Here is a 19,978-nt window from a genome sequence, read left to right on the forward strand (position 1 = left end):
CTGATGCCATAGCGTCGGCACAGCTCGCGGACATTGCTCTGCGGCTGTTCGGCCAACCACACAAATTCACGCCGAATCGACATGGTGGTGCACTCCTGCCACGGCATCGCTCGAACTCCTCATTCGACGGATCCCGTAAGCGTAAATGCGTTACCTATGTCTCCCGACACCCGTTACCTATGTCCCCCGGCTGAACACTATGCGCACCGATTGCGGGATCTACAGCGCGCGGCGTTCAAACAGGGGGGCGTTCGTAGGATGTGGCGGGTGGCGCTCCGCTGGAGCGAAGCGATACCCATCGCTCATTCGCCCCACAAACAAAAACGCCGCAGTCAGTGACTGCGGCGTTTTCGTCGAGCCGGGACTTCAGTCGTCCAGGCCGAGGGCGGCGAAGGCTTCGAGGATCTTGTCCTGAACTTCGTCGATGCTGAGGCTGGTGGAGTCGAGGATGATCGCATCCTCGGCCGGCTTCAGCGGGGCCACGGAGCGCTGGCTGTCACGCTCGTCGCGTTCCTGGATTTCCGTCAGCAGGGCAGCCTGATCAGCTTCCATTCCCTTGCCCTTGAGCTGCAGGTAGCGGCGGCGGGCACGCTCTTCAGCGCTGGCGGTGAGGAAGATCTTCAGCTGCGCCTGCGGGAACACCACAGTGCCCATGTCGCGACCATCGGCCACCAGGCCGGGGGCTTCGAGGAAGGCACGCTGGCGTTGCAGCAGGGCTTCACGCACGGCGGGCAGCGCGGCGACCTGGGAGGCGCCGGCACCGACCTGCTCGGAGCGAATCACGTCGGTGACGTCTTCGCCTTCCAGCACGATGCTCTGGCCACCACCGGCCTTGGCGCTGAACTGCACGTCCAAGTGCGCCGCCAGGACCTTGAGGGATTCCTCGTTGGTCAGGTCGACGCCATGGTTGCGCGCAGCGAAGGCCAGCAGGCGATACAGCGCGCCGGAGTCGAGCAGACGCCAGCCCAGGCGCTTGGCCAGCAGGCCGGCGACGGTGCCCTTGCCGGAACCGCTGGGTCCGTCGATGGCAATCACGGGCACGTTGGCGTTCATGCCTTGCCCTCTTCCGCTACACGAATGCCGGACTGGGCCGCGAGGCCGAGGAAGTTCGGGAACGACGTGGCGACGTTGGCGCAGTCATGGATGCGGATCGGCGCGCTGGCGCGCAGCGAGGCCACGCTGAAGGACATGGCGATACGGTGGTCGCCGTGGCTCCAGACTTCGCCGCCGCCGATGGGGCCGCCTTCGATGACGATGCCATCCGGAGTCGGCTCGGCCTTCACACCCAGGGCCAGCAGGCCGTCGGCCATGACCTGGATGCGGTCGGATTCCTTCACGCGCAGTTCTTCTGCGCCACGCAGCACGGTGCGGCCTTCAGCGCAGGCAGCGGCGACGAAGAGCACGGGGAACTCGTCGATGGCCAGCGGAACCAGGTCCTCGGGGATATCGATGCCCTTCAGCTTGGCCGCGCGCACGCGGATGTCGGCAACGGGCTCGCCACCCACTTCACGCTGGTTTTCCAGGGTGATGTCGCCGCCCATCAACTTGAGGATGTCGATGACGCCAGTACGGGTCGGGTTGATGCCGACGTGTTCCAGCACCAGTTCGGAGCCTTCGGCGATGCTCGCCGCCACCAGGAAGAAGGCAGCCGAGGAGATGTCGGCCGGGACTTCGATGCGCGAGGCGCTGAGCTTGTGGCCGCTTTCGACGGTGGCGGTATTGCCGTCCACCTTCACCGGGTAGCCGAAGCCTTGCAGCATGCGCTCGGTGTGATCGCGGGTCGGGGCCGGCTCGGTGACAGAGGTTTCACCGGCAGCGTAGAGACCGGCGAGCAGCAAGCAGGATTTCACCTGGGCGCTGGCCATGGGCATTTCGTAGTTCATGCCGGACAGGCGCTGGCCACCACGGATGGTCAGCGGCGGACGGCCTTCAGCGCCGGTCTCGATCACCGCGCCCATTTCGCGCAGCGGCTTGGCCACGCGGTTCATCGGGCGCTTGGACAGGGAGGCATCGCCGGTCAGGGTGGTGTCGAACGGCTGGGCCGCCAGCAGGCCACTGAGCAGGCGCATGGAGGTGCCGGAGTTGCCCAGGTACAGCGGGCCGGGCGGCGGCTTCAGGCCGTGCAGGCCAACGCCGTGAATGGTCACGCGGCCGTGGTGTGGCCCTTCGATGACCACGCCCATGTCGCGGAAGGCCTGCAGGGTCGCCAGGGCGTCTTCGCCTTCGAGGAAGCCTTCTACCTCGGTGGTGCCTTCGGCCAGGGAGCCGAGCATGATGGAACGGTGGGAGATGGACTTGTCGCCCGGAACGCGAACACGGCCGGCGAGTTTGCCACCCGGCTGTGCCAGGTAAATCAGATCGTTATTGTGCATGGCGTCCACATAGGCCCTGCGGGCCAGGATTTTGCTGAAATGCTCGCGGGCAAAGCGGGCGCGCGTGAACACGCCCAGCAACTCATGCCCGTCCCCTGCGTCGACCGCGCCGCGCAGGGCGTCGAGGTCATCGCGAAATGCGTCCAGGATGCGCAGCACGGCATCGCGGTTGGCGAGGAAGATGTCGTGCCACATTACCGGGTCGCTGCCGGCGATCCGCGTGAAGTCGCGGAATCCGCCAGCGGCATAGCGGAAGATTTCCAGATTCTCGCTGCGCTTGGCCAGCGAGTCGACCAGTCCGAATGCCAGCAGGTGCGGCAGGTGGCTGGTGGCGGCGAGCACCTCATCGTGGTGCTCGACTTCCATATGTTCCACATCCGCACCGAGGGCGCGCCAGAGCTGGTCGACGCACTTCAGAGCGGACGAGTCGGTGTTTTCCACCGGGGTGAGGATGACCTTGTGGCGGCGGAACAGGCTGGCGTTGGCAGCCTCCACCCCGCTCTTCTCCGAGCCGGCGATGGGGTGGCCGGGCACGAAACGCGCCGGCACGCCGTCGAAAACCTTGCGCGCCGCACGCACCACATTGCCCTTGGCGCTGCCGACATCGGTGAGGATGGCATTGCCGAGGTCCAGTCGGGCCAGTTCGGCGAGGAGCTTTTCCATGGCGAGGATGGGTACGGCCAGCTGGATCACATCGGCACCGCGGCAGGCCGCAGCGAGGTCACTCTCGCAACGGTCGACCACGCCGGTCTCGACGGCGATACGGCAGGACTCGTGATCCTTGTCCACGCCCACCACTTCGGCGAACAGGCCTTTCTCGCGCAGCCCCTTGGAGAAGGAGCCGCCGATAAGGCCGAGGCCGATCACCACCAGGCGCCCGAAGATAGGGGCGCCCTGTTGCACGGTCATGACATCAGCCACGGCCGAGCACCTTGGTCAGCGCTCCCAGGCAACGGGCATTCTCGGCCGGCAGGCCGATGGAGACGCGCAGGAAGGTCGGCATGCCGTAGCCGGCCACCGGACGCAGGATCACGCCTTCGGCGAGCAGGCCCTGGTTGATCGGGGCGGCGTCGCGGCCGAAATCCACGGCGATGAAGTTGCCCTTGGAGGGAATCCAGCTCAGACCCAGGGCGCGGAAGCCCTCTTCCAGCTGGAGCATGCCGGCATCGTTGACGCGACGGCTTTCAGCCAGGTACTCGGCGTCATCCAGGGCGGCGCAGGCGGCGGCCAGGGCCAGGCTGTTGACGTTGAAGGGTTGGCGCACGCGGTTCAGCACATCGGCCACCTGGGCGCTGGACAGGCCGTAGCCCACACGCAGCGAAGCCAGGCCGTAGGCCTTGGAGAAGGTGCGCGACACCAGCAGGTTCGGATAACGGGCCAGATAGTTAAGGCCGTCGGGCAGTTCTTCGCCTTCGGCGTACTCGATGTAGGCCTCGTCCAGCACCACCAGGACGCTTTCCGGGACCTTGGCGAGGAAGTCTTCCAGCGCGGCCGGACCGAACCAGGTGCCGGTGGGGTTGTTCGGGTTGGCGATGAACACGACGCGGGTGTTGGCGTCGATGGCCGCCAGCATGGCCGGCAGGTCATGGCCGAAGTCCTTGGCCGGAACCACCTTGCCGGCGGCGCCCACGGCCTGGGTGGCGATGGGGTACACGGCGAAGGCGTGCTCGCTGAACACGGCATTCAGGCCGGGCGCCAGGTAGGCACGGGCCACAAGGTCGAGGATGTCGTTGGAACCGTTGCCCAGGGTGACCTGCGCCGGGGTCACGCCACAGCGCTCGGCCAGGCGGCGTTTGAGCTCGAAGCCATTGCCATCCGGGTAGCGGGTCAGTTCGGCCAGCTCGTTGCGGATCGCTTCGAGGGCCTTGGGGCTAGGGCCGAGGGGGTTCTCGTTACTGGCCAGCTTGACGATGCCGGCCGGGTCGAGATCCAGCTCACGGGCCAGCTCATCCACCGGTTTGCCGGGTACGTAGGGCGAAAGTTTCTGCACGCCCGGTTGGGCAAGGGCGAGGAAGTCACAGCTCATGGGTTCAGCCTCAACTACGGGCTAGGGGCCGCCGTGGCGCGCCCCAACCCAGGCTGGAGCGCGACGGCCCGTCGCGAATTCAAAGCACCGCTTTGGGGTAGGAACCCAGCACCTTCAGGGCAACGGCTTCCTGGTTGATCTTCTCCAGCACGTCCTTGATCAGCGGGTCGCGGTGGTGACCTACGAAGTCAATGAAGAACACGTAGGTCCACTTGCCGCTGCGGGACGGGCGAGTCTCGATGCGGGTCAGGTCGATGCCGTTGTTGTGGAACGGCACCAGGAGTTCGTGCAGGGCGCCCGGCTTGTTGCGCATGGAGACGATGATCGAAGTCTTGTCGTCGCCGGTGGGCGGCACTTCCTGGCTGCCGATGATGAGGAAGCGCGTGGAGTTGTCCGGACGGTCCTCGATCTTCTCGCAGAGCTTGGTCAGGCCGTAGAGGCTGGCCGCCATGTCACCGGCGATGGCCGCGGAGTTCCACTCGCTCTTCACCCGCTTGGCGGCGTCGGCGTTGCTGGACACCGCCACGCGCTCGACATTCGGGTAGTGGGCGTCCAGCCACTTGCGGCACTGTGCCAGGGACTGGGCATGGGAATAGATGCGGGTGATGTTGTCGGTCTTGGTGCTCTCGCCCACCAGCAGGTGGTGGTGGATGCGCAGCTCGACCTCACCGCAGATCACCATGTCGTGCTCGAGGAAGCTGTCCAGGGTGTGGTTCACCGCGCCTTCGGTGGAATTCTCCACCGGCACCACGCCGAAGTTGACCGCACCGGCGGCGACTTCGCGGAAGACTTCGTCGATGGCGGCCATCGGCGAGCTGATCACCGCATGGCCGAAGTGCTTGAGCGCCGCAGCCTGGGTGAAGGTGCCTTCCGGACCGAGGTAGGCAACCTTGAGCGGCTGCTCGAGGGCCAGGCAGGAGGACATGATTTCGCGGAACAACCGCGCCATCTCTTCGTTGTCCAGCGGGCCCTGGTTGCGGTCCATGATGTGCTTGAGGACCCAGGCCTCGCGCTCGGGACGGTAGAAGACCGGCTTCTCGCCTTCTGGCAGGGCAGCCATCTTCACGCGCGCCACGTCCTGGGCGCAGCGAGCGCGCTCGCTGATCAGATCGAGAATCTTCTCGTCGAGGCTATCGATGCGCAGGCGCAGCGCCTTGAGTTCTTGCTCGGACATCAGCCGTGCTCCTTCTCGAACTCCGCCATGTAGGCCACCAGGGCTTCGACGGCATCGAGGCCGACAGCGTTGTAGATGGAAGCGCGCATGCCGCCCACGGAGCGATGGCCCTTGAGGTTGAGCAGGCCACGAGCATCTGCGCCAGCCAAGAACGGCTTGTCCAGGCGCTCATCGGCGAGGCGGAACGGCACGTTCATCCAGGAGCGGGCATTGTGGGCGATGGGGTTGGTGTAGAACTCGCTCTTGTCGATGTAGCCGTAGAGCAGTTCTTTCTTCGCCTTGTTGCGTTGCTCCATGGCCTCGACACCGCCCTGCTCTTTCAGCCACTCGAAGACGAGGCCGGAGAGGTACCAGGAGAAGGTGGCGGGGGTGTTGTACATGGAGCCGTTATCGGCAGCGACCTTGTAGTTGAGCATGGTCGGGCAGTTGGCGCGGGCGCGACCGAGCAGGTCCTCGCGGACGATGACCACCACCAGGCCACTCGGGCCGATGTTCTTCTGCGCGCCGGCGTAGATCAGGCCGAAGCGGGAGATATCGATCGGGCGGGAGAGGATGTCCGAAGACATGTCCACCACCAGCGGTACATCACCGACTTCCGGAATCCAGTCGAACTGCAGGCCGCCGATGGTTTCGTTGGAGGCGTAGTGCAGGTAGGCGGCGTCTTTCGACAGCTGCCACTCGTTCTGGCCAGGAATGGCGAAGTAGTCGTAGCCCTTGGCACTGGCGGCGACGTTGACGCGACCGAAGCGGCTGGCTTCCTCGATGCTCTTCTTCGACCAGATGCCAGTGTCGACGTAGTCGGCGACGCCGTTCTCGGGGAGCAGGTTCAGCGGGATTTCCGCGAACTGCTGGCTGGCGCCGCCCTGGAGGAACAGCACCTTGTAGTTGGAGGGAATGGACAGAAGGTCGCGCAGGTCCTGCTCGGCCTTCTCGGCAATGGCAACGTAATCGTCGCTGCGGTGGCTCATTTCCATGACGGACAGGCCTTTGCCCTGCCAGTCGAGGAGTTCCGCCTGGGCGCGTTGCAGAACAGCTTCCGGAAGCGCGGCCGGGCCGGCGCAGAAGTTAAAGGCTCGCTTGCTCACATCCATTCTCACTGGGTAGCGCGGGGGCACCAGTGCCCCCGCAAATTGTTACCTACCGAATGGACAGGCCGGCGATGGCCTGCCCGGTTCTACAACTATTACTCGTCGCCAGCCGGCTGTGCGTCGTCCTGCTGAACGTCGCTTGCTTCGGCATCGGCTACGGCGTCGATCTGCTCTACGCCTTCCAGCTCTTCGTCCTCGTCGCCGCCGGACGGCTCCTGGACGCGTTCCAGACCGACCAGGGTTTCGTCCTTGGCCAGTTTGATCAAGGTCACGCCCTGGGTATTACGGCCGGAGCTGGAGACTTCGTCGACGCGGGTACGCACCAGGGTGCCCTGGTCGGAAATCAGCATGATCTCCTCGCCGTCCTGCACCTGGATGGCGCCGACCAGCTTGCCGTTACGCTCGTTGATGACCATGGCGATCACACCCTGGCCACCGCGACCACGACGCGGGAACTTGCCCAGACCCGTGCGCTTGCCGAAGCCACGCTCCGATGCGGTGAGGATCTGCGCGCCGGATTCGGGGATCAGCATGGAAATCAGCTGTTGCTCCTTGCCCAGGCGCATGCCACGCACGCCACGTGCGGTACGGCCCATGGTGCGCACCATGCTCTCGGCGAAGCGGATCACCTTGCCGGCGCTGGAGAACAGCATGACTTCCTTGGCGCCGTCGGTAATCGCGGCAGCGATCAGGGTGTCACCTTCGTCCAGACGCAGGGCAATCAGGCCACTGGAGCGAGGTTTGCTGAACTGAATCAGCGGAGTCTTCTTCACGGTACCGAAGGCGGTGGCCATGAAGATGTAGGCACCGGTGGGCTCGGCGACCAGCTCAGGGGTATCGCCTTCGATCTCTTCGACCTCTGGCTCCACGACCTCGCCTTCGAGCACAACGCCATCAACCTCGTCGAGGTCTTCCTCGTCACCCGCCTCGCGCTGCAGGGCTTCCAGGTCGATCTGGAGCATTGCGGTGATACGCTCGCCCTCATCCAGCGGCAGAAGGTTGACCAGCGGACGGCCACGCGCGGTACGCGAGGCTTCCGGGATTTCGAAGGTGCGCAGCCAGTAGACCTTGCCCTTGCTGGAGAACAGCAGGAGGGTGGCGTGGCTGTTGGCGACCAGCAGGTGTTCGATGTAGTCCTCGTCCTTCACGCCAGTGGCCGACTTGCCTTTGCCGCCACGACGCTGGGCCTGGTAGGCGGCCAGCGGCTGGGACTTGGCGTAACCGCCGTGGGAGATGGTGACGACACGCTCTTCTTCGGTGATCAGGTCGGCGATGGTCAGGTCCACCTGGGACGCGACGATCTCGGTGCGGCGGGCATCGCCGAACTCGGCCTTCACCTTTTCCAGCTCCTCGCGAATGACTTCCATCAGGCGCTCGGGGCTGGTGAGGATGCGGATCAGCTCACCGATCAGGGTGAGGATTTCCTGGTACTCGGCCAGCAGCTTCTCGTGCTCCAGGCCGGTCAGGCGGTGCAGGCGCAGTTCCAGGATGGCCTGGGCCTGTTCCGGGGACAGGTAGTACTTGCCTTCGCGCAGGCCGTATTGCGGGTCCAGGTCTTCCGGACGGCAGGAATCGGCGCCGGCGCGCTCGACCATGGCTTCCACAGCGCTGGATTCCCAGGCGGTGGCGATCAGACGTTCCTTGGCCTCGGCCGGAGTCGGCGAGGTTTTGATCAGTTCGATCACCGGGTCGATGTTCGACAGGGCAACCGCCTGGCCTTCGAGGATGTGGCCACGTTCACGGGCTTTGCGCAGCTCGTAGACGGTACGGCGGGTCACCACTTCGCGGCGGTGACGGATGAACACTTCGAGCATGTCCTTCAGGTTCAGCGTGCGCGGCTGGCCATCGACCAGGGCCACGACGTTGATACCGAAGACGCTCTGCATCTGGGTCTGGGAATAGAGGTTGTTCAGCACTACCTCGCCCACTTCGCCACGACGCAGCTCGATCACGACGCGCATGCCGTCCTTGTCGGACTCGTCACGCAGTTCGGTGATGCCTTCGATCTTCTTCTCTTTCACCAGCTCGGCGATCTTCTCGATCAGACGCGCCTTGTTCAGCTGGTAGGGCAGCTCGGTGACGATGATCTGCTGGCGACCACCGCCCTTTTCCATGTCTTCGATTTCGGCGCGGGCGCGTATATAGATGCGGCCACGGCCAGTACGGTACGCCTCGATGATGCCGGCGCGACCGTTGATGATGCCTGCGGTGGGGAAGTCCGGGCCCGGGATGTACTGCATCAGTTCATCGACCGTCAGCTCGGCGTTGTCCATCAGCGCCAGGCAGCCATCGATGACTTCACTGAGGTTGTGCGGCGGGATGTTGGTGGCCATGCCCACGGCGATACCGCTGGAACCGTTGACCAGCAGGTTTGGGATCTTGGTCGGCATGACCGCGGGAATCTGTTCGGTGCCGTCGTAGTTGGGCACCCAGTCCACGGTTTCCTTGTCCAGGTCGGCCAGCAGCTCGTGGGCCAGCTTGGACATGCGCACTTCGGTGTATCGCATGGCCGCGGCGTTGTCGCCGTCCACCGAACCGAAGTTACCCTGGCCGTCCACCAGCATGTAGCGCAGCGAGAAGGGCTGGGCCATACGGACGATGGTGTCGTAGACCGCGGTATCACCGTGCGGGTGGTACTTACCGATCACGTCACCCACCACACGGGCGGACTTCTTGTAGGGTTTGTTCCAGTCGTTGCCCAGCTCGCTCATCGCGTAGAGAACGCGACGGTGCACCGGCTTCAGGCCGTCGCGCGCATCCGGCAAGGCGCGCCCGACGATCACGCTCATCGCGTAGTCGAGGTAGGACTGTTTCAGCTCGTCTTCGATATTGACCGGGAGGATTTCTTTGGCCAGTTCGCCCATGAGAAGCCTGGTTCCTTTTTCTGATGAAACTCCGCCCCTCTCGTCCTGAGCGGCGCGAAGCTCGTCACTGCGGCCAGATGCTGCAGCGACTCACGACAAATCAACGAGTTAAGCCAAGGATCTGTGCAATTGGGCCGCCTCAACAGAGGGGCGGCAATAACTGCCGGAGCTTACCACAGTCACTGCCTTGCACCTACCCCGCCGGGCGGCCGACCGGCAGGGTGAAAATGCCGCACCAGCGCTTTAATGAAGGCGCTTGCGACACATCAGCTGGGCCATCTTGGCAGCGTCGGGACGCTCAACCACACCCTTCTCGGTCACGATGGCATCGATGAGGTCGGCCGGAGTCACATCGAACACCGGATTGACCGCATGGACCTCGGCTGCAACACGACGACCACCCAGGTCCAGCAATTCGGAACCATCGCGCTCTTCGATCGGGATGTCGTCGCCGCTTTCCAGGGACATATCGATAGTGGAGCTGGGTGCCACCACCATGAAACGCACACCGTGGTGCATGGCGTTGACCGCCAGTTGGTAGGTGCCGATCTTGTTGGCCACATCGCCGTTGGCGGTGATGCGGTCGGCACCAACGATCACCCAGGTGATCCCGGCGGTTTTCATCAAGTGGGCAGCGGCGGCGTCGGCATTGAGGCTCACCGGCACGCCTTCGTTGGCCAGCTCCCAGGCGGTCAGGCGTGCACCTTGCAGCCAGGGGCGGGTTTCGTCGGCATAGACGCGCTCCACCAGGCCATCCAGGTGGGCGGCGCGGATCACCCCGAGGGCGGTGCCGAAGCCGCCGGTGGCCAGGGCGCCGGTATTGCAGTGGGTCAGCAGGGCTTGCGGGCTGCCCTGATGCTTGCGGATCAGCTCCATGCCGAGCTGAGCCATGGTCAGATTGGCTTCGCGGTCGCTCTCATGGATGGAAACGGCCTCTGCCTCCAGGGCCTGCAGCGGCGTCTCGCCATCACGCACCCGTTCCAGCCGCTCGCGCATGCGGTTCAGCGCCCAGAACAGGTTGACTGCCGTCGGCCGGGATTCGGACAGCACCTTGAAATCAGCCTCCAGCGCCGCGCGCCAGTCGCCACCGGCGGCGATACGCGCCCGAGCACCCAGCACCACGCCGTAGGCGGCACTGATGCCGATAGCTGGCGCACCGCGCACCACCATCTGGCGAATGGCCTGGGCCACGCCTTCGGCGGAATCGTAGGACAGCCAGACTTCCTCGGCAGGCAGCACGCGCTGGTCGAGCAAATGAAGTACGCCGTCACGCCAGTCGATCGCCTTGACCTTCTCGGCTGCTAACAGTTGTTCACGCATCGACCACCTCGCCACCCGTAACTCGCGGAAAAACCGCAGATTATAGCGAGCCGGAGGTCTTCTGGCTCGGGTATACTGCCGCCACTTCGATTTGCGCCCAGGATGCGCCGCCATGCCCAGTGCCAATGCCCCGCTCGACCTGCTCCTGCTCCCATCCTGGATCGTCCCGGTAGAACCCGCCGGCGTGGTGCTGCGGGATCACGCGCTAGGCATCCGCGACGGTCGCATCGCCCTGCTCGCCCCACGGGACGTGGCACTGCGCGCCGAGGCTCGCGAGCGCCGCGAACTGCCGGGCATGCTGTTGGCTCCCGGCCTGATCAATGCTCACGGCCACGCAGCAATGACCCTGTTCCGTGGGCTGGCCGACGACCTGCCGCTTATGACCTGGCTACAGGAACACATCTGGCCTGCCGAGGCCAAGTGGGTCGATGAGACATTTGTCCGCGACGGCACCGAACTGGCCGTGGCCGAGCAGATCAAGAGCGGCATCAGCTGCTTCTCTGACATGTATTTCTTCCCGGCGCAGGCCAGCTCCGTCATTCATGCTGCCGGTATCAAGGCGCAACTGGCGATTCCGGTGCTGGACTTCCCCATTCCCGGCGCAGCCGACTCCACCGAGGCCATTCGCCGTGGCGTCGAGCTGTTCAGCGACCTCAAGCACCATCCGCGCATCAAGGTCGCCTTCGGCCCCCACGCCCCGTACAGCGTCAGCGATGACAAGCTGGAAAACATCCGCGTGCTGGCCGAGGAACTGGACGCTGGCATTCATATGCACGTCCAGGAAACCGCCTTCGAAGTCCAGCAGAGCCTGGAGCTGCGCGGCGAGCGCCCAATGGCGCGCCTCTCCCGCCTCGGCCTGCTGGGCCCGCGTTTCCAGGCCGTGCACATGACCCAGGTAGACGACGCCGACCTGGCCCTGCTGGTGGAAAGCAACAGCAACGTAATCCACTGCCCCGAGTCCAATCTCAAGCTGGCCAGCGGTTTCTGCCCGGTCGAGCGCCTGTGGCAGGCCGGCGTGAACGTCGCCGTCGGCACCGATGGCGCAGCCAGCAACAATGATCTGGACCTGCTCGGCGAAACCCGTACCGCCGCCCTCCTGGCCAAGGCCGTTTCCGGCTCGGCCAGCGCCCTGGATGCCCATCGCGCCCTGCGCATGGCCACCCTCAATGGCGCGCGAGCCCTCGGTATCGACCAGGACACCGGCTCCCTGGAACTGGGCAAGGCCGCCGACCTGGTAGCCTTCGACCTCTCCGGGCTGGCCCAGCAACCGGTCTACGACCCGGTTTCCCAACTTATCTATGCCACCGGGCGCGACGCGGTGCGGCACCTCTGGGTCGACGGCAGGCAACTGCTGGACGACGGCCGCCTGACGCGTCTGGACGAAGAGCGCCTGGGTGCCACTGCCCGCGCCTGGGGCGATCGCATCGCCGGCCGCTGAATTCTGTTTCGAGGACATTCCATGACCAACGTCGATCACGTCGAAATCGCCAAGTTCGAGGCCCTTGCCCACCGCTGGTGGGATCGCGAGAGCGAGTTCAAGCCCCTCCACGACATCAACCCCCTGCGGGTCAACTGGATTGACGAGCGGGTCAAGCTGGCCGGCAAGAAGGTGCTGGACGTCGGCTGCGGCGGCGGCATCCTCAGCGAGTCCATGGCTCAGCGTGGCGCCACCGTCACCGGCATCGACATGGGCGAGGCCCCGCTGGCGGTTGCCCAGCTGCACCAGCTGGAATCCGGCGTACCGGTCGAGTATCGCCGCATCACCGCCGAAGCCCTGGCCGCTGAAATGCCCGGCCAGTTCGACGTGGTGACCTGCATGGAGATGCTCGAACACGTGCCGGACCCAGCCTCGGTAATCCGCGCGTGCTACACCCTGGTCAAGCCGGGCGGCCAGGTGTTCTTCTCCACCATCAACCGCAATCCCAAGGCTTACCTCTTCGCCATCGTCGGTGCCGAGTACGTCATGCGCCTGCTCCCGCGCGGCACCCACGACTTCAAGAAGTTCATCCGCCCCTCCGAGATGGGTGCCTGGAGCCGCGCTGCCGGCCTGCAGGTAAAGGACATCATCGGCCTGACCTACAACCCGCTGACCAAGCACTACAAGCTGGAAGCCGACGTAGACGTCAACTACATGATCCAGACCCTGCGCGAGGAGTGACCGACATGCGACTTCAAGCGGTACTTTTCGACATGGACGGCACCCTGCTCGACTCGGCGCCGGACTTCATCGCCATCTGCCAGGCCATGCGCGCCGACCGCGGCCTACCGCCGCAGGACGAGAAGGCGATCCGCGACGTGGTTTCCGGCGGCGCCCGCGCCATGGTCGCCACTGCCTTCGAGATGGACCCGGAAGCACCTGAATTCGAGCCGCTGCGCCTGGAGTTCCTGGAGCGCTACCAAAGCCATTGCGCCGTGCTCACTCGCCCCTTCGACGGCATCGACGAGCTGCTGGCGGACATCGAGCAGGCCAAGCTGATCTGGGGCGTGGTGACCAACAAGCCCGTCCGCTACGCCGAACCCATCATGGAGCAGCTCGGCCTTGCCGGCCGCTCCGCCGTACTGATCTGCCCCGACCACGTGAAGAACAGCAAGCCGGACCCGGAAATGCTCCTGCTGGCCTGCAGCAAGCTGAACTTGGACCCGGCCAGCGTGCTCTTCGTCGGTGACGACCTGCGCGACATCGAGTCCGGCCGCGCCGCCGGCACCCGTACCGCGGCAGTCAGCTACGGCTACATCCACCCCAGCGACAACCCCGCGCACTGGGGTGCCGACGTGGTGGTCCACCATCCGCTCGAACTGCGCGCCGTGCTCGACCGCGCGCTGTGCAGCTGCTGATACCGGCAGCACCCCGTAGGAGACTCACATGTTCCAGTATTCCGCCCGCCCCGACCTGCTCAAGGACCGGGTGATCCTGATCACCGGCGCCGGCCGTGGCATCGGCGCCGCCGCCGCCAAGACCTTCGCCGCCCACGGTGCCACCGTACTGCTGCTGGGCAAGACCGAAGCCAGCCTGAACGCCGTTTACGACGAGATCGAAGCCGCTGGCCATCCGCAGGCCGCAGTCATCCCCTTCAACCTGGAAACCGCCCAGCCTCACCAGTACGACGAACTGGCAGCAACTCTGGAAGCAGAGTTCGGGCGCATCGACGGCGTGCTGCACAACGCCTCCATTCTCGGACCGCGCACGCCCCTCGAGCAGCTTTCCGGCGAAAACTTCATGCGCGTCATGCAGGTCAACGTCAACGCCATGTTCATGCTGACCAGCACCCTGCTGCCGCTGCTGAAGTTGTCCAAGGACGCCTCGGTGGTGTTCACCTCCAGCAGCGTTGGTCGCAAGGGCCGCGCCTACTGGGGCGCCTATGCGGTGTCCAAGTTCGCCACCGAGGGCCTGATGCAGGTTCTGGCCGACGAAGTGGACGGCATCGCCAGCGTGCGCGCCAACAGCGTGAACCCCGGCGCGACTCGCACCAGCATGCGCGCGCAGGCCTATCCAGGTGAAAACCCCGAAAACAATCCGGAACCAGCGGCAATCATGCCTGTCTACCTCTATCTCATGGGACCGGACAGCGCTGGTGTGAACGGCCAGGCTTTCGACGCGCAATGACCTCCCTCCGCGGCGGTCATCTGACCGCCGCAGCCTCCGCCAGATTTCCGACGGCTTCTCCCTGTGATCGGCATCACATTGCCATTACTTCGCCATCAAACCGGCAAAGGCTTGCCGCGGGAGCTGGCAAAAGCAATCTAACTTATTGAAATTAAAGCGATTGCAAGGGATCGCGAACTCCTGGCACGAAAATAGCTCTATGCCTGGTGTCGTCGCATTTTGCGTCAGAGGTTCAACTCAATGGTTCCTCCCATCCAGACCAACACCATCGATTTCGATGCAGCCAAGCTGCAGCGCCTCGGCTTCTCCGGCAAGCGCCAGCCCAAGCTGCGTCCTATCAGCCTGGCCGAGCTGCGTCGTCAGCTGACCCTGCAACTGCAGACCAGTCTGGAGGTGGAGCGCATCGTCAACCTGTTCTTCAGCGAGGTTCAGCGTCTGGTACCCCTCGACGCCCTGGGCTACCAGCACCAGAGCAGCGACCTGCGCCTGGAGTACGGCAGCCGTTCGAGCCATTCGGCCGGCTATCGCCTGACCCACGAAGGCGAGTACCTGGGTGAACTGATTTTCCGCCGCAACCAGCGCTTCGACGAACACGAGCTGAACCAACTGGAATCCCTGCTCGCTACCCTGCTCTTCCCGCTGCGCAATGCCCTGCTTTACCGCGCTGCCGTCCAGAGCGCCCTGCGCGATCCGCTGACCGACACCGGCAACCGCATCGCCATGGAGCAGACCCTGCAGCGCGAAGTCGATCTCGCTCGACGCAACCTGCAACCACTGTCGGTACTGATGCTGGACATCGACCACTTCAAGCGCATCAACGACGAATTCGGCCACAGCACCGGCGACGAAGTACTGAAAGCGGTGGCCAATACCCTCAAGACCCGTCTGCGCAACGTCGACATGGTGTTCCGCTTCGGCGGCGAGGAATTCCTCGTGCTGCTCTCCGGCACCTGCCGTGAAGCTGCCGCCCTGGTAGGCGAACGCCTGCGCATGGGCATCCTCGAACTGCAGCACCTGGTGCAGGGCCGCCCCCTGGATCTGTCCATCAGCCTCGGTTGCGCTACCCTGCTGCCGGCGGAATCGGTGGAAAGCCTGCTGCGCCGGGCGGACAACGCCCTCTACGTGGCCAAGCGCGAAGGCCGCAATCGGCTATCCATGGCGGGCTGATTTACGCTGGGGGCGTTTCGATCAAGTATGAATTCGCTCTCACAGCGCAAAAAAGAAGGGGCTCATCTGAGCCCCTTCTTCATTTCACCTGCAATCAGCGCTTGCGACCGAACCCCGGACGCTGGCCGTCGCCGCCGGGCGGGCCGCTGCGCTTGTGCTGCGGACGCTGGGGCTTGCGCGCCGGACGATCGGCCAGCTCAACAGCCGGACGCTCGCCCTGGGGCTTGGCCGGGCGCTTCTTGTTCACGTCGCGCGGACGATCGGCAACTGGCGTACCACGCGGAGCACGGGCCGGACGCTCATCACCGTCACGGCGCTGACCGCGAACTGGACGTTCATCACCTTCGCGACGCGGGCCACGAGCCGGGCGTTCATCACCCTCACGACGCGGACCACGTGCGGGACGCTCATCACCATCACGGCGCTGGCCGCGAGCCGGACGCTCATCACCCTCACGGCGCGGGCCGCGAGCCGGACGCTCACCACCTTCCTGGCGCGGACCACGAGCCGGACGCTCACCACCTTCCTGGCGCGGACCACGGGCCGGACGCTCACCACCTTCATGGCGCGGACCACGGGCCGGGCGCTCATCACCCTCGTGACGCGGACCACGGGAGGGGCGCTCGTCACCTTCACGACGCGGAGCACGGGCACCTGCCGGCTTCGGCGACTTGCGCTGCAGGCGGTCGAGCTTCTCGCGGAACTTGCCCTTCATGGCCGGCAGGGCCACAGGCTTGAGACCGACTTCAGCGCTGAGGATGTCCACCTCGGTCTGGCTCATTTCGCGCCAGCGACCCATGGTCAGGTCGGAGGTGATGAACACCGGACCGAAGCGCACGCGCTTCAGGCGGCTGACCACCAGTCCCTGGGACTCCCACAGACGGCGCACTTCACGGTTACGGCCTTCCATCACCACGCAGTGGTACCAATGGTTGAGGCCGTCGCCGCCGGGCGCTTCCTGGATGTCGGTGAACTTCGCCGGACCATCTTCCAGCATCACGCCGTGCTTGAGGTTCTCGAGCATTTCCTCGGTGACCTCACCACGCACGCGCACCGCGTACTCGCGGTCCATCTCGAACGAGGGGTGCATCAGGCGGTTGGCCAGCTCACCGTCGGTGGTGAACAGCAGCAGGCCGGTGGTGTTGATGTCCAGTCGGCCAACGTTGATCCAGCGACCAACCTTCGCACGCGGCAGACGCTCGAAGACGGTAGGACGGCCTTCCGGATCATCGCGGGTGCAGACTTCGCCTTCCGGCTTGTTGTAGATCAGCACGCGACGGACGCTTTCGGCTTCCTCTTCGCGCTTGAGCAGACGACCGTCGACACTGATGGCGTCATGGCTGTCCACGCGCTGGCCGAGAGTGGCGGGTTCGCCATTGACCTTCACTCGGCCTTCAGTAATCCAGGCCTCGATATCGCGGCGAGAAGCCAGCCCCATGCGGGCCAGGACCTTCTGCAGCTTCTCCCCTGCGGGGCTGTATTCGACTTCGCTCATCTGGGCACCTCCCGGTGTATCAGTAAAAAGGCCGCGCATCATACGCGGCCACTGGCACTCAGGCTAGTTGAGCAATGCCCCGACGTCAGCCTGACCGCTGACCGGCGGCGATCAATGCAGGGTTTCGTCCGACAGCGACTCGTCGTTTTCTTCAGCAGCGGCCTCGACTGCATCGTCATCCTCGGCGAGCAGCAGGTCGTCAAAGTCGGTCTTCAGGCCTTCTTCCATGACGTCCAGTTCGGCCAGCAGGCTGCGGAAGCTGGTTTCTTCACGTGGTTCGGCCGGCAGCTCAGCATCGGCTCGGGCCTGGAGCCCTTCGGGCACCGGCCCTTCACCGTCTTCCAGGGCCAGCACCGGTTCCGGTTCGAGCTCGCGCAAAGCGGCCAGTGGTGGCAGCTCTTCCAGGCTCTTCAGGTTGAAGTGATCGAGGAAGGCGCGAGTGGTGGCGAACATGGCCGGCTTGCCGGGCACATCACGGTAGCCAACGACGCGAATCCACTCGCGCTCCAGCAGCGTCTTGACGATCTGACTGTTGACCGCCACGCCACGGATGTCTTCGATCTCGCCACGGGTGATGGGCTGGCGGTAAGCCACCAGCGCCAGGGTTTCCAGCATGGCGCGGGAATAACGCTGCGGGCGCTCCTCCCAGAGCCGGCCGACCCAGGGCGAAAACCGCTCGCGTACTTGCAGTCGATAGCCGGAAGCCACCTCTCGCAGCTCGAATGCGCGCTTTTCGCAACTTTTGCCCAGGATGGCCAAAGCGGAACGGATCACCGACAACTCGGGGCGCTCGGCCTCTTCGAAGAGTTCGGCCAGACGCTCCAGCGACAGGGGTTTTCCGGATGCCAGGAGAAAGGCTTCCAGCAGCGAGGCGAGTTCCTTGGGATCGTTGAGGTTCATCTACTCGGCTCTGGCGCGCACATGGATGGGAGCGAAGGGTTCATTCTGCACCAGTTCCACCAACTGTTCCTTGATCAGCTCAAGCACGGCCATGAAGGTGACGACCACGCCAAGGCGCCCCTCCTCCACCGTGAACAGCGCGACGAAGGGCACGAAAGCGCCGCCCTTCAGCCTTTCCAGCACCTCACTCATGCGCTCGCGGGTGGACAGCGCCTCGCGGGTTACCTGGTGGCTCTCGAACATGTCGGCACGGCGCAGCACTTCGGCCATGGACAGCAGCACTTCTTCCAATGCCACGTCCGGCAGCAACTTGCGCGCCCGCGCGTCCGGGGCATCCAGACGCGGCACGATCAGGTCGCGCCCAACCCGCGGCAACTCGTCGATGCCTTCGGCGGCGGCCTTGAAGCGCTCGTACTCCTGCAGACGGCGGATCAGCTCGGCGCGCGGGTCCTCTTCCTCTTCTTCCGCCTCGTTCGAGCGCGGCAGCAGCATGCGCGACTTGATCTCGGCCAGCATGGCGGCCATCACCAGGTATTCGGCGGCCAGCTCCAGGCGCACCGACTTCATCAGCTCGACATAGGCCATGTACTGATGGGTGATGGCGGCCACAGGGATGTCGAGGATGTCGATGTTCTGCTTGCGGATCAGGTAGAGCAGCAGGTCGAGCGGGCCTTCGAAGGCTTCGAGGAAGACTTCCAGGGCATCTGGCGGGATGTAGAGGTCCTGCGGCAACTCGGTCACCGCCTGGCCGTAGACCAGGGCGAAAGGCAGCTCCTGCTGGGCGCCCGCCTGGGGGTCCGGCGACTCGGTTGGCGGTGTTTCGTGCATCAGGGTCTCTCGATCAGGCCTGCCGGCAAGGACCGGTCGGCGGGAAAGCGGGCAAATTAGCACCATGTGCCAGACTAAAAAAGTACGACGCAGCACCCCTGGTCAGGTTTGGAGCAAAGCGCTCATGGAGGTTCAAATGAAACTCGTCACCCTGATGTTCAGTGCCGTCCTCATGCTCCTCTGCCTCACCCTGGTGCCGATAACAACGGCACAGGCAGGCATGATTGGCACCGACGAAGCGGTCTCCACCCAGCAACAATCCGGCGATCGGGCCCGAATCGACGCCTTTCTGAGCAAATCCGAGGTTCAGGAACAGATGCGCGCGATGGGCGTGGATATCGCCACGGCCCGCGCCAGGGTACAGGCACTGACCAATGAGGAAGCCGCCCAGCTGGCGCAGAAGATGAATGTCGTGCCTGCGGGCGGGAACATCAGCAGTACCGACTTCATCATCATCCTGCTGGTGATCATCCTGGTGGCGATCCTGCTTTAGGCGGTACCGTCAGTCCTCGTCCAGGAAGGGCTGCGGGTCGCCGCAGCCCACACGCACCACCTCGGGCTTGCCTTCGGAGAGATTGATCACGGTGGAAGCCGCCATACCCCCATGGCCGCCATCGATGATCAGGTCCACCTGATGCTCGAGAATTTGCCGCATCTCGTACGGGTCGCTCATGGGCACGTCTTCGCCCGGCAGGATCAAACTGGTGCTCATCAGGGGCGCGCCCAGCTGCTCCAGCAGCGCCAGCGCGATGGGGTGATCCGGCACCCGCATGCCGATGGTGCGCCGCTTCGGGTGCATCAGCATGCGCGGGACTTCGCGCGTGGCGCTGAGAATGAAGGTGTAAGGGCCGGGAGTGTGTGCCTTGATCAGGCGAAACGCGGCGGTATCCACCTTGGCGAACACGCCGATCTCGGACAGATCCCGGCATACCAGGGTGAAGTTGTGCTTCTCATCCAGCCGGCGCAGTCGACGAATGCGTTCGACCGCGCCCTTGTCGCCGATCAGGCAACCCAGGGCGTAGGACGAATCGGTGGGATAGACGATCACCCCACCCGCCTTGACGATTTCCACGGCCTGCTTGATCAGGCGCGGCTGTGGATTCTCCGGATGAATCTGGAAAAATTGACTCACGACATCTC

At 64.6% G+C, this 19,978-nt stretch carries 17 protein-coding genes; 6 read left to right on the top strand and 11 right to left on the bottom strand.

From position 1 onward, the window contains the following. Positions 1-366: 366 nt before the first annotated feature. The 7 genes from cmk to mtnA form a co-directional block, all read right to left on the bottom strand. Positions 367-1,053: a (d)CMP kinase gene (cmk, locus tag E8E91_RS10025; RefSeq protein ID WP_280375622.1), complete on the bottom strand. Its 687-nt coding sequence runs from the start codon at positions 1,051-1,053 to the stop codon at positions 367-369. Next, on the bottom strand, positions 1,050-3,293 hold the full coding sequence (locus E8E91_RS10030) for a bifunctional prephenate dehydrogenase/3-phosphoshikimate 1-carboxyvinyltransferase (RefSeq protein ID WP_280375623.1): 2,244 nt from the start codon (positions 3,291-3,293) through the stop codon (positions 1,050-1,052). The genes cmk and E8E91_RS10030 overlap by 4 nt, the downstream gene beginning before the upstream one ends. Next, the gene (gene hisC / locus E8E91_RS10035; RefSeq protein ID WP_280375624.1) at positions 3,286-4,398 is read right to left on the bottom strand and encodes a histidinol-phosphate transaminase; all 1,113 of its coding nucleotides are present in this window, start codon (positions 4,396-4,398) and stop codon (positions 3,286-3,288) included. The genes E8E91_RS10030 and hisC overlap by 8 nt, the downstream gene beginning before the upstream one ends. Positions 4,399-4,477: 79 nt before the next feature. After that, positions 4,478-5,575, bottom strand: a complete 1,098-nt coding sequence (pheA, locus tag E8E91_RS10040) for a prephenate dehydratase (RefSeq protein ID WP_280369545.1) — start codon at positions 5,573-5,575, stop codon at positions 4,478-4,480. Next, positions 5,572-6,657 carry a 3-phosphoserine/phosphohydroxythreonine transaminase gene (serC, locus tag E8E91_RS10045; RefSeq protein WP_280375625.1) on the bottom strand — a complete coding sequence of 362 codons (1,086 nt, stop codon included), beginning with the start codon at positions 6,655-6,657 and terminating at the stop codon, positions 5,572-5,574. Before serC ends, pheA begins: the two co-directional genes overlap by 4 nt. 98 nt (positions 6,658-6,755) lie before the next feature. Continuing rightward, a complete protein-coding gene (gene gyrA, locus E8E91_RS10050; protein WP_280375626.1) occupies positions 6,756-9,524 on the bottom strand; it encodes a DNA gyrase subunit A in 2,769 nt (922 codons plus the stop codon). A 243-nt stretch (positions 9,525-9,767) separates the two neighbouring features. Continuing rightward, positions 9,768-10,844, bottom strand: coding sequence for an S-methyl-5-thioribose-1-phosphate isomerase (gene mtnA / locus E8E91_RS10055; protein WP_280375627.1), 1,077 nt, complete (start codon positions 10,842-10,844; stop codon positions 9,768-9,770). A gap of 112 nt (positions 10,845-10,956) precedes the next feature. On the opposite strand from mtnA, the gene E8E91_RS10060 reads away from it, so the two are divergent. The 5 genes from E8E91_RS10060 (at position 10,957) to E8E91_RS10080 (ending at position 15,615) form a co-directional block, all read left to right on the top strand. Then, positions 10,957-12,282 carry a TRZ/ATZ family hydrolase gene (locus E8E91_RS10060; protein WP_280375628.1) on the top strand — a complete coding sequence of 442 codons (1,326 nt, stop codon included), beginning with the start codon at positions 10,957-10,959 and terminating at the stop codon, positions 12,280-12,282. Positions 12,283-12,303: 21 nt separating this feature from the next. Continuing rightward, positions 12,304-13,002: a bifunctional 2-polyprenyl-6-hydroxyphenol methylase/3-demethylubiquinol 3-O-methyltransferase UbiG gene (gene ubiG / locus E8E91_RS10065; RefSeq protein ID WP_280369269.1), complete on the top strand. Its 699-nt coding sequence runs from the start codon at positions 12,304-12,306 to the stop codon at positions 13,000-13,002. Next, positions 12,999-13,679, top strand: coding sequence for an N-acetylmuramic acid 6-phosphate phosphatase MupP (gene mupP, locus E8E91_RS10070; protein WP_280369271.1), 681 nt, complete (start codon positions 12,999-13,001; stop codon positions 13,677-13,679). The genes ubiG and mupP overlap by 4 nt, the downstream gene beginning before the upstream one ends. A gap of 28 nt (positions 13,680-13,707) precedes the next feature. After that, complete coding sequence (locus tag E8E91_RS10075; protein ID WP_190830027.1) at positions 13,708-14,448, top strand: YciK family oxidoreductase; 741 nt, start codon at positions 13,708-13,710, stop codon at positions 14,446-14,448. 240 nt (positions 14,449-14,688) lie between these two features. Continuing rightward, positions 14,689-15,615, top strand: a complete 927-nt coding sequence (locus tag E8E91_RS10080) for a GGDEF domain-containing protein (RefSeq protein ID WP_190830031.1) — start codon at positions 14,689-14,691, stop codon at positions 15,613-15,615. A 94-nt stretch (positions 15,616-15,709) separates the two neighbouring features. Here E8E91_RS10080 and rluB read toward each other — a convergent pair whose 3' ends face one another. The 3 genes from rluB to E8E91_RS10095 all read right to left on the bottom strand — a co-directional run bounded on the left by rluB (position 15,710) and on the right by E8E91_RS10095 (position 18,709). Beyond that, positions 15,710-17,110, bottom strand: a complete 1,401-nt coding sequence (gene rluB / locus E8E91_RS10085; protein ID WP_280375629.1) for a 23S rRNA pseudouridine(2605) synthase RluB — start codon at positions 17,108-17,110, stop codon at positions 15,710-15,712. A 111-nt stretch (positions 17,111-17,221) separates the two neighbouring features. After that, positions 17,222-18,010: an SMC-Scp complex subunit ScpB gene (scpB, locus tag E8E91_RS10090; protein ID WP_280375630.1), complete on the bottom strand. Its 789-nt coding sequence runs from the start codon at positions 18,008-18,010 to the stop codon at positions 17,222-17,224. Further along, a complete protein-coding gene (locus tag E8E91_RS10095) occupies positions 18,011-18,709 on the bottom strand; it encodes a ScpA family protein (RefSeq protein ID WP_280369547.1) in 699 nt (232 codons plus the stop codon). Positions 18,710-18,974: 265 nt separating this feature from the next. Here E8E91_RS10095 and E8E91_RS10100 point away from each other — a divergent pair, with 265 nt between their 5' ends. Next, positions 18,975-19,331 carry a PA2779 family protein gene (locus tag E8E91_RS10100; RefSeq protein WP_280375631.1) on the top strand — a complete coding sequence of 119 codons (357 nt, stop codon included), beginning with the start codon at positions 18,975-18,977 and terminating at the stop codon, positions 19,329-19,331. 9 nt (positions 19,332-19,340) lie between these two features. Here the strand turns inward: E8E91_RS10100 and E8E91_RS10105 are convergent, their stop codons facing one another. After that, entirely contained in the window at positions 19,341-19,970 is a 630-nt protein-coding gene (locus E8E91_RS10105; protein WP_280375632.1) for an L-threonylcarbamoyladenylate synthase, read from the bottom strand. Between the last annotated feature and the right edge of the window lie 8 nt (positions 19,971-19,978).

This window comes from Pseudomonas sp. BN515, assembly GCF_029873155.1.
Classification (GTDB): Bacteria; Pseudomonadota; Gammaproteobacteria; order Pseudomonadales; family Pseudomonadaceae; genus Metapseudomonas.

Bases quoted from the DNA above. Each gene is read 5' to 3' on its own strand.
- cmk (WP_280375622.1), bottom strand. From the start codon at position 1,053: ATGAACGCCAACGTGCCCGTGATTGCCATCGACGGACCCAGCGGTTCC.
- hisC (WP_280375624.1), bottom strand. From the start codon at position 4,398: ATGAGCTGTGACTTCCTCGCCCTTGCCCAACCGGGCGTGCAGAAACTT.
- gyrA (WP_280375626.1), bottom strand. From the start codon at position 9,524: ATGGGCGAACTGGCCAAAGAAATCCTCCCGGTCAATATCGAAGACGAG.
- mtnA (WP_280375627.1), bottom strand. From the start codon at position 10,844: ATGCGTGAACAACTGTTAGCAGCCGAGAAGGTCAAGGCGATCGACTGG.
- E8E91_RS10060 (WP_280375628.1), top strand. From the start codon at position 10,957: ATGCCCAGTGCCAATGCCCCGCTCGACCTGCTCCTGCTCCCATCCTGG.
- ubiG (WP_280369269.1), top strand. From the start codon at position 12,304: ATGACCAACGTCGATCACGTCGAAATCGCCAAGTTCGAGGCCCTTGCC.
- E8E91_RS10075 (WP_190830027.1), top strand. From the start codon at position 13,708: ATGTTCCAGTATTCCGCCCGCCCCGACCTGCTCAAGGACCGGGTGATC.
- E8E91_RS10080 (WP_190830031.1), top strand. From the start codon at position 14,689: ATGGTTCCTCCCATCCAGACCAACACCATCGATTTCGATGCAGCCAAG.
- rluB (WP_280375629.1), bottom strand. From the start codon at position 17,110: ATGAGCGAAGTCGAATACAGCCCCGCAGGGGAGAAGCTGCAGAAGGTC.
- scpB (WP_280375630.1), bottom strand. From the start codon at position 18,010: ATGAACCTCAACGATCCCAAGGAACTCGCCTCGCTGCTGGAAGCCTTT.
- E8E91_RS10100 (WP_280375631.1), top strand. From the start codon at position 18,975: ATGAAACTCGTCACCCTGATGTTCAGTGCCGTCCTCATGCTCCTCTGC.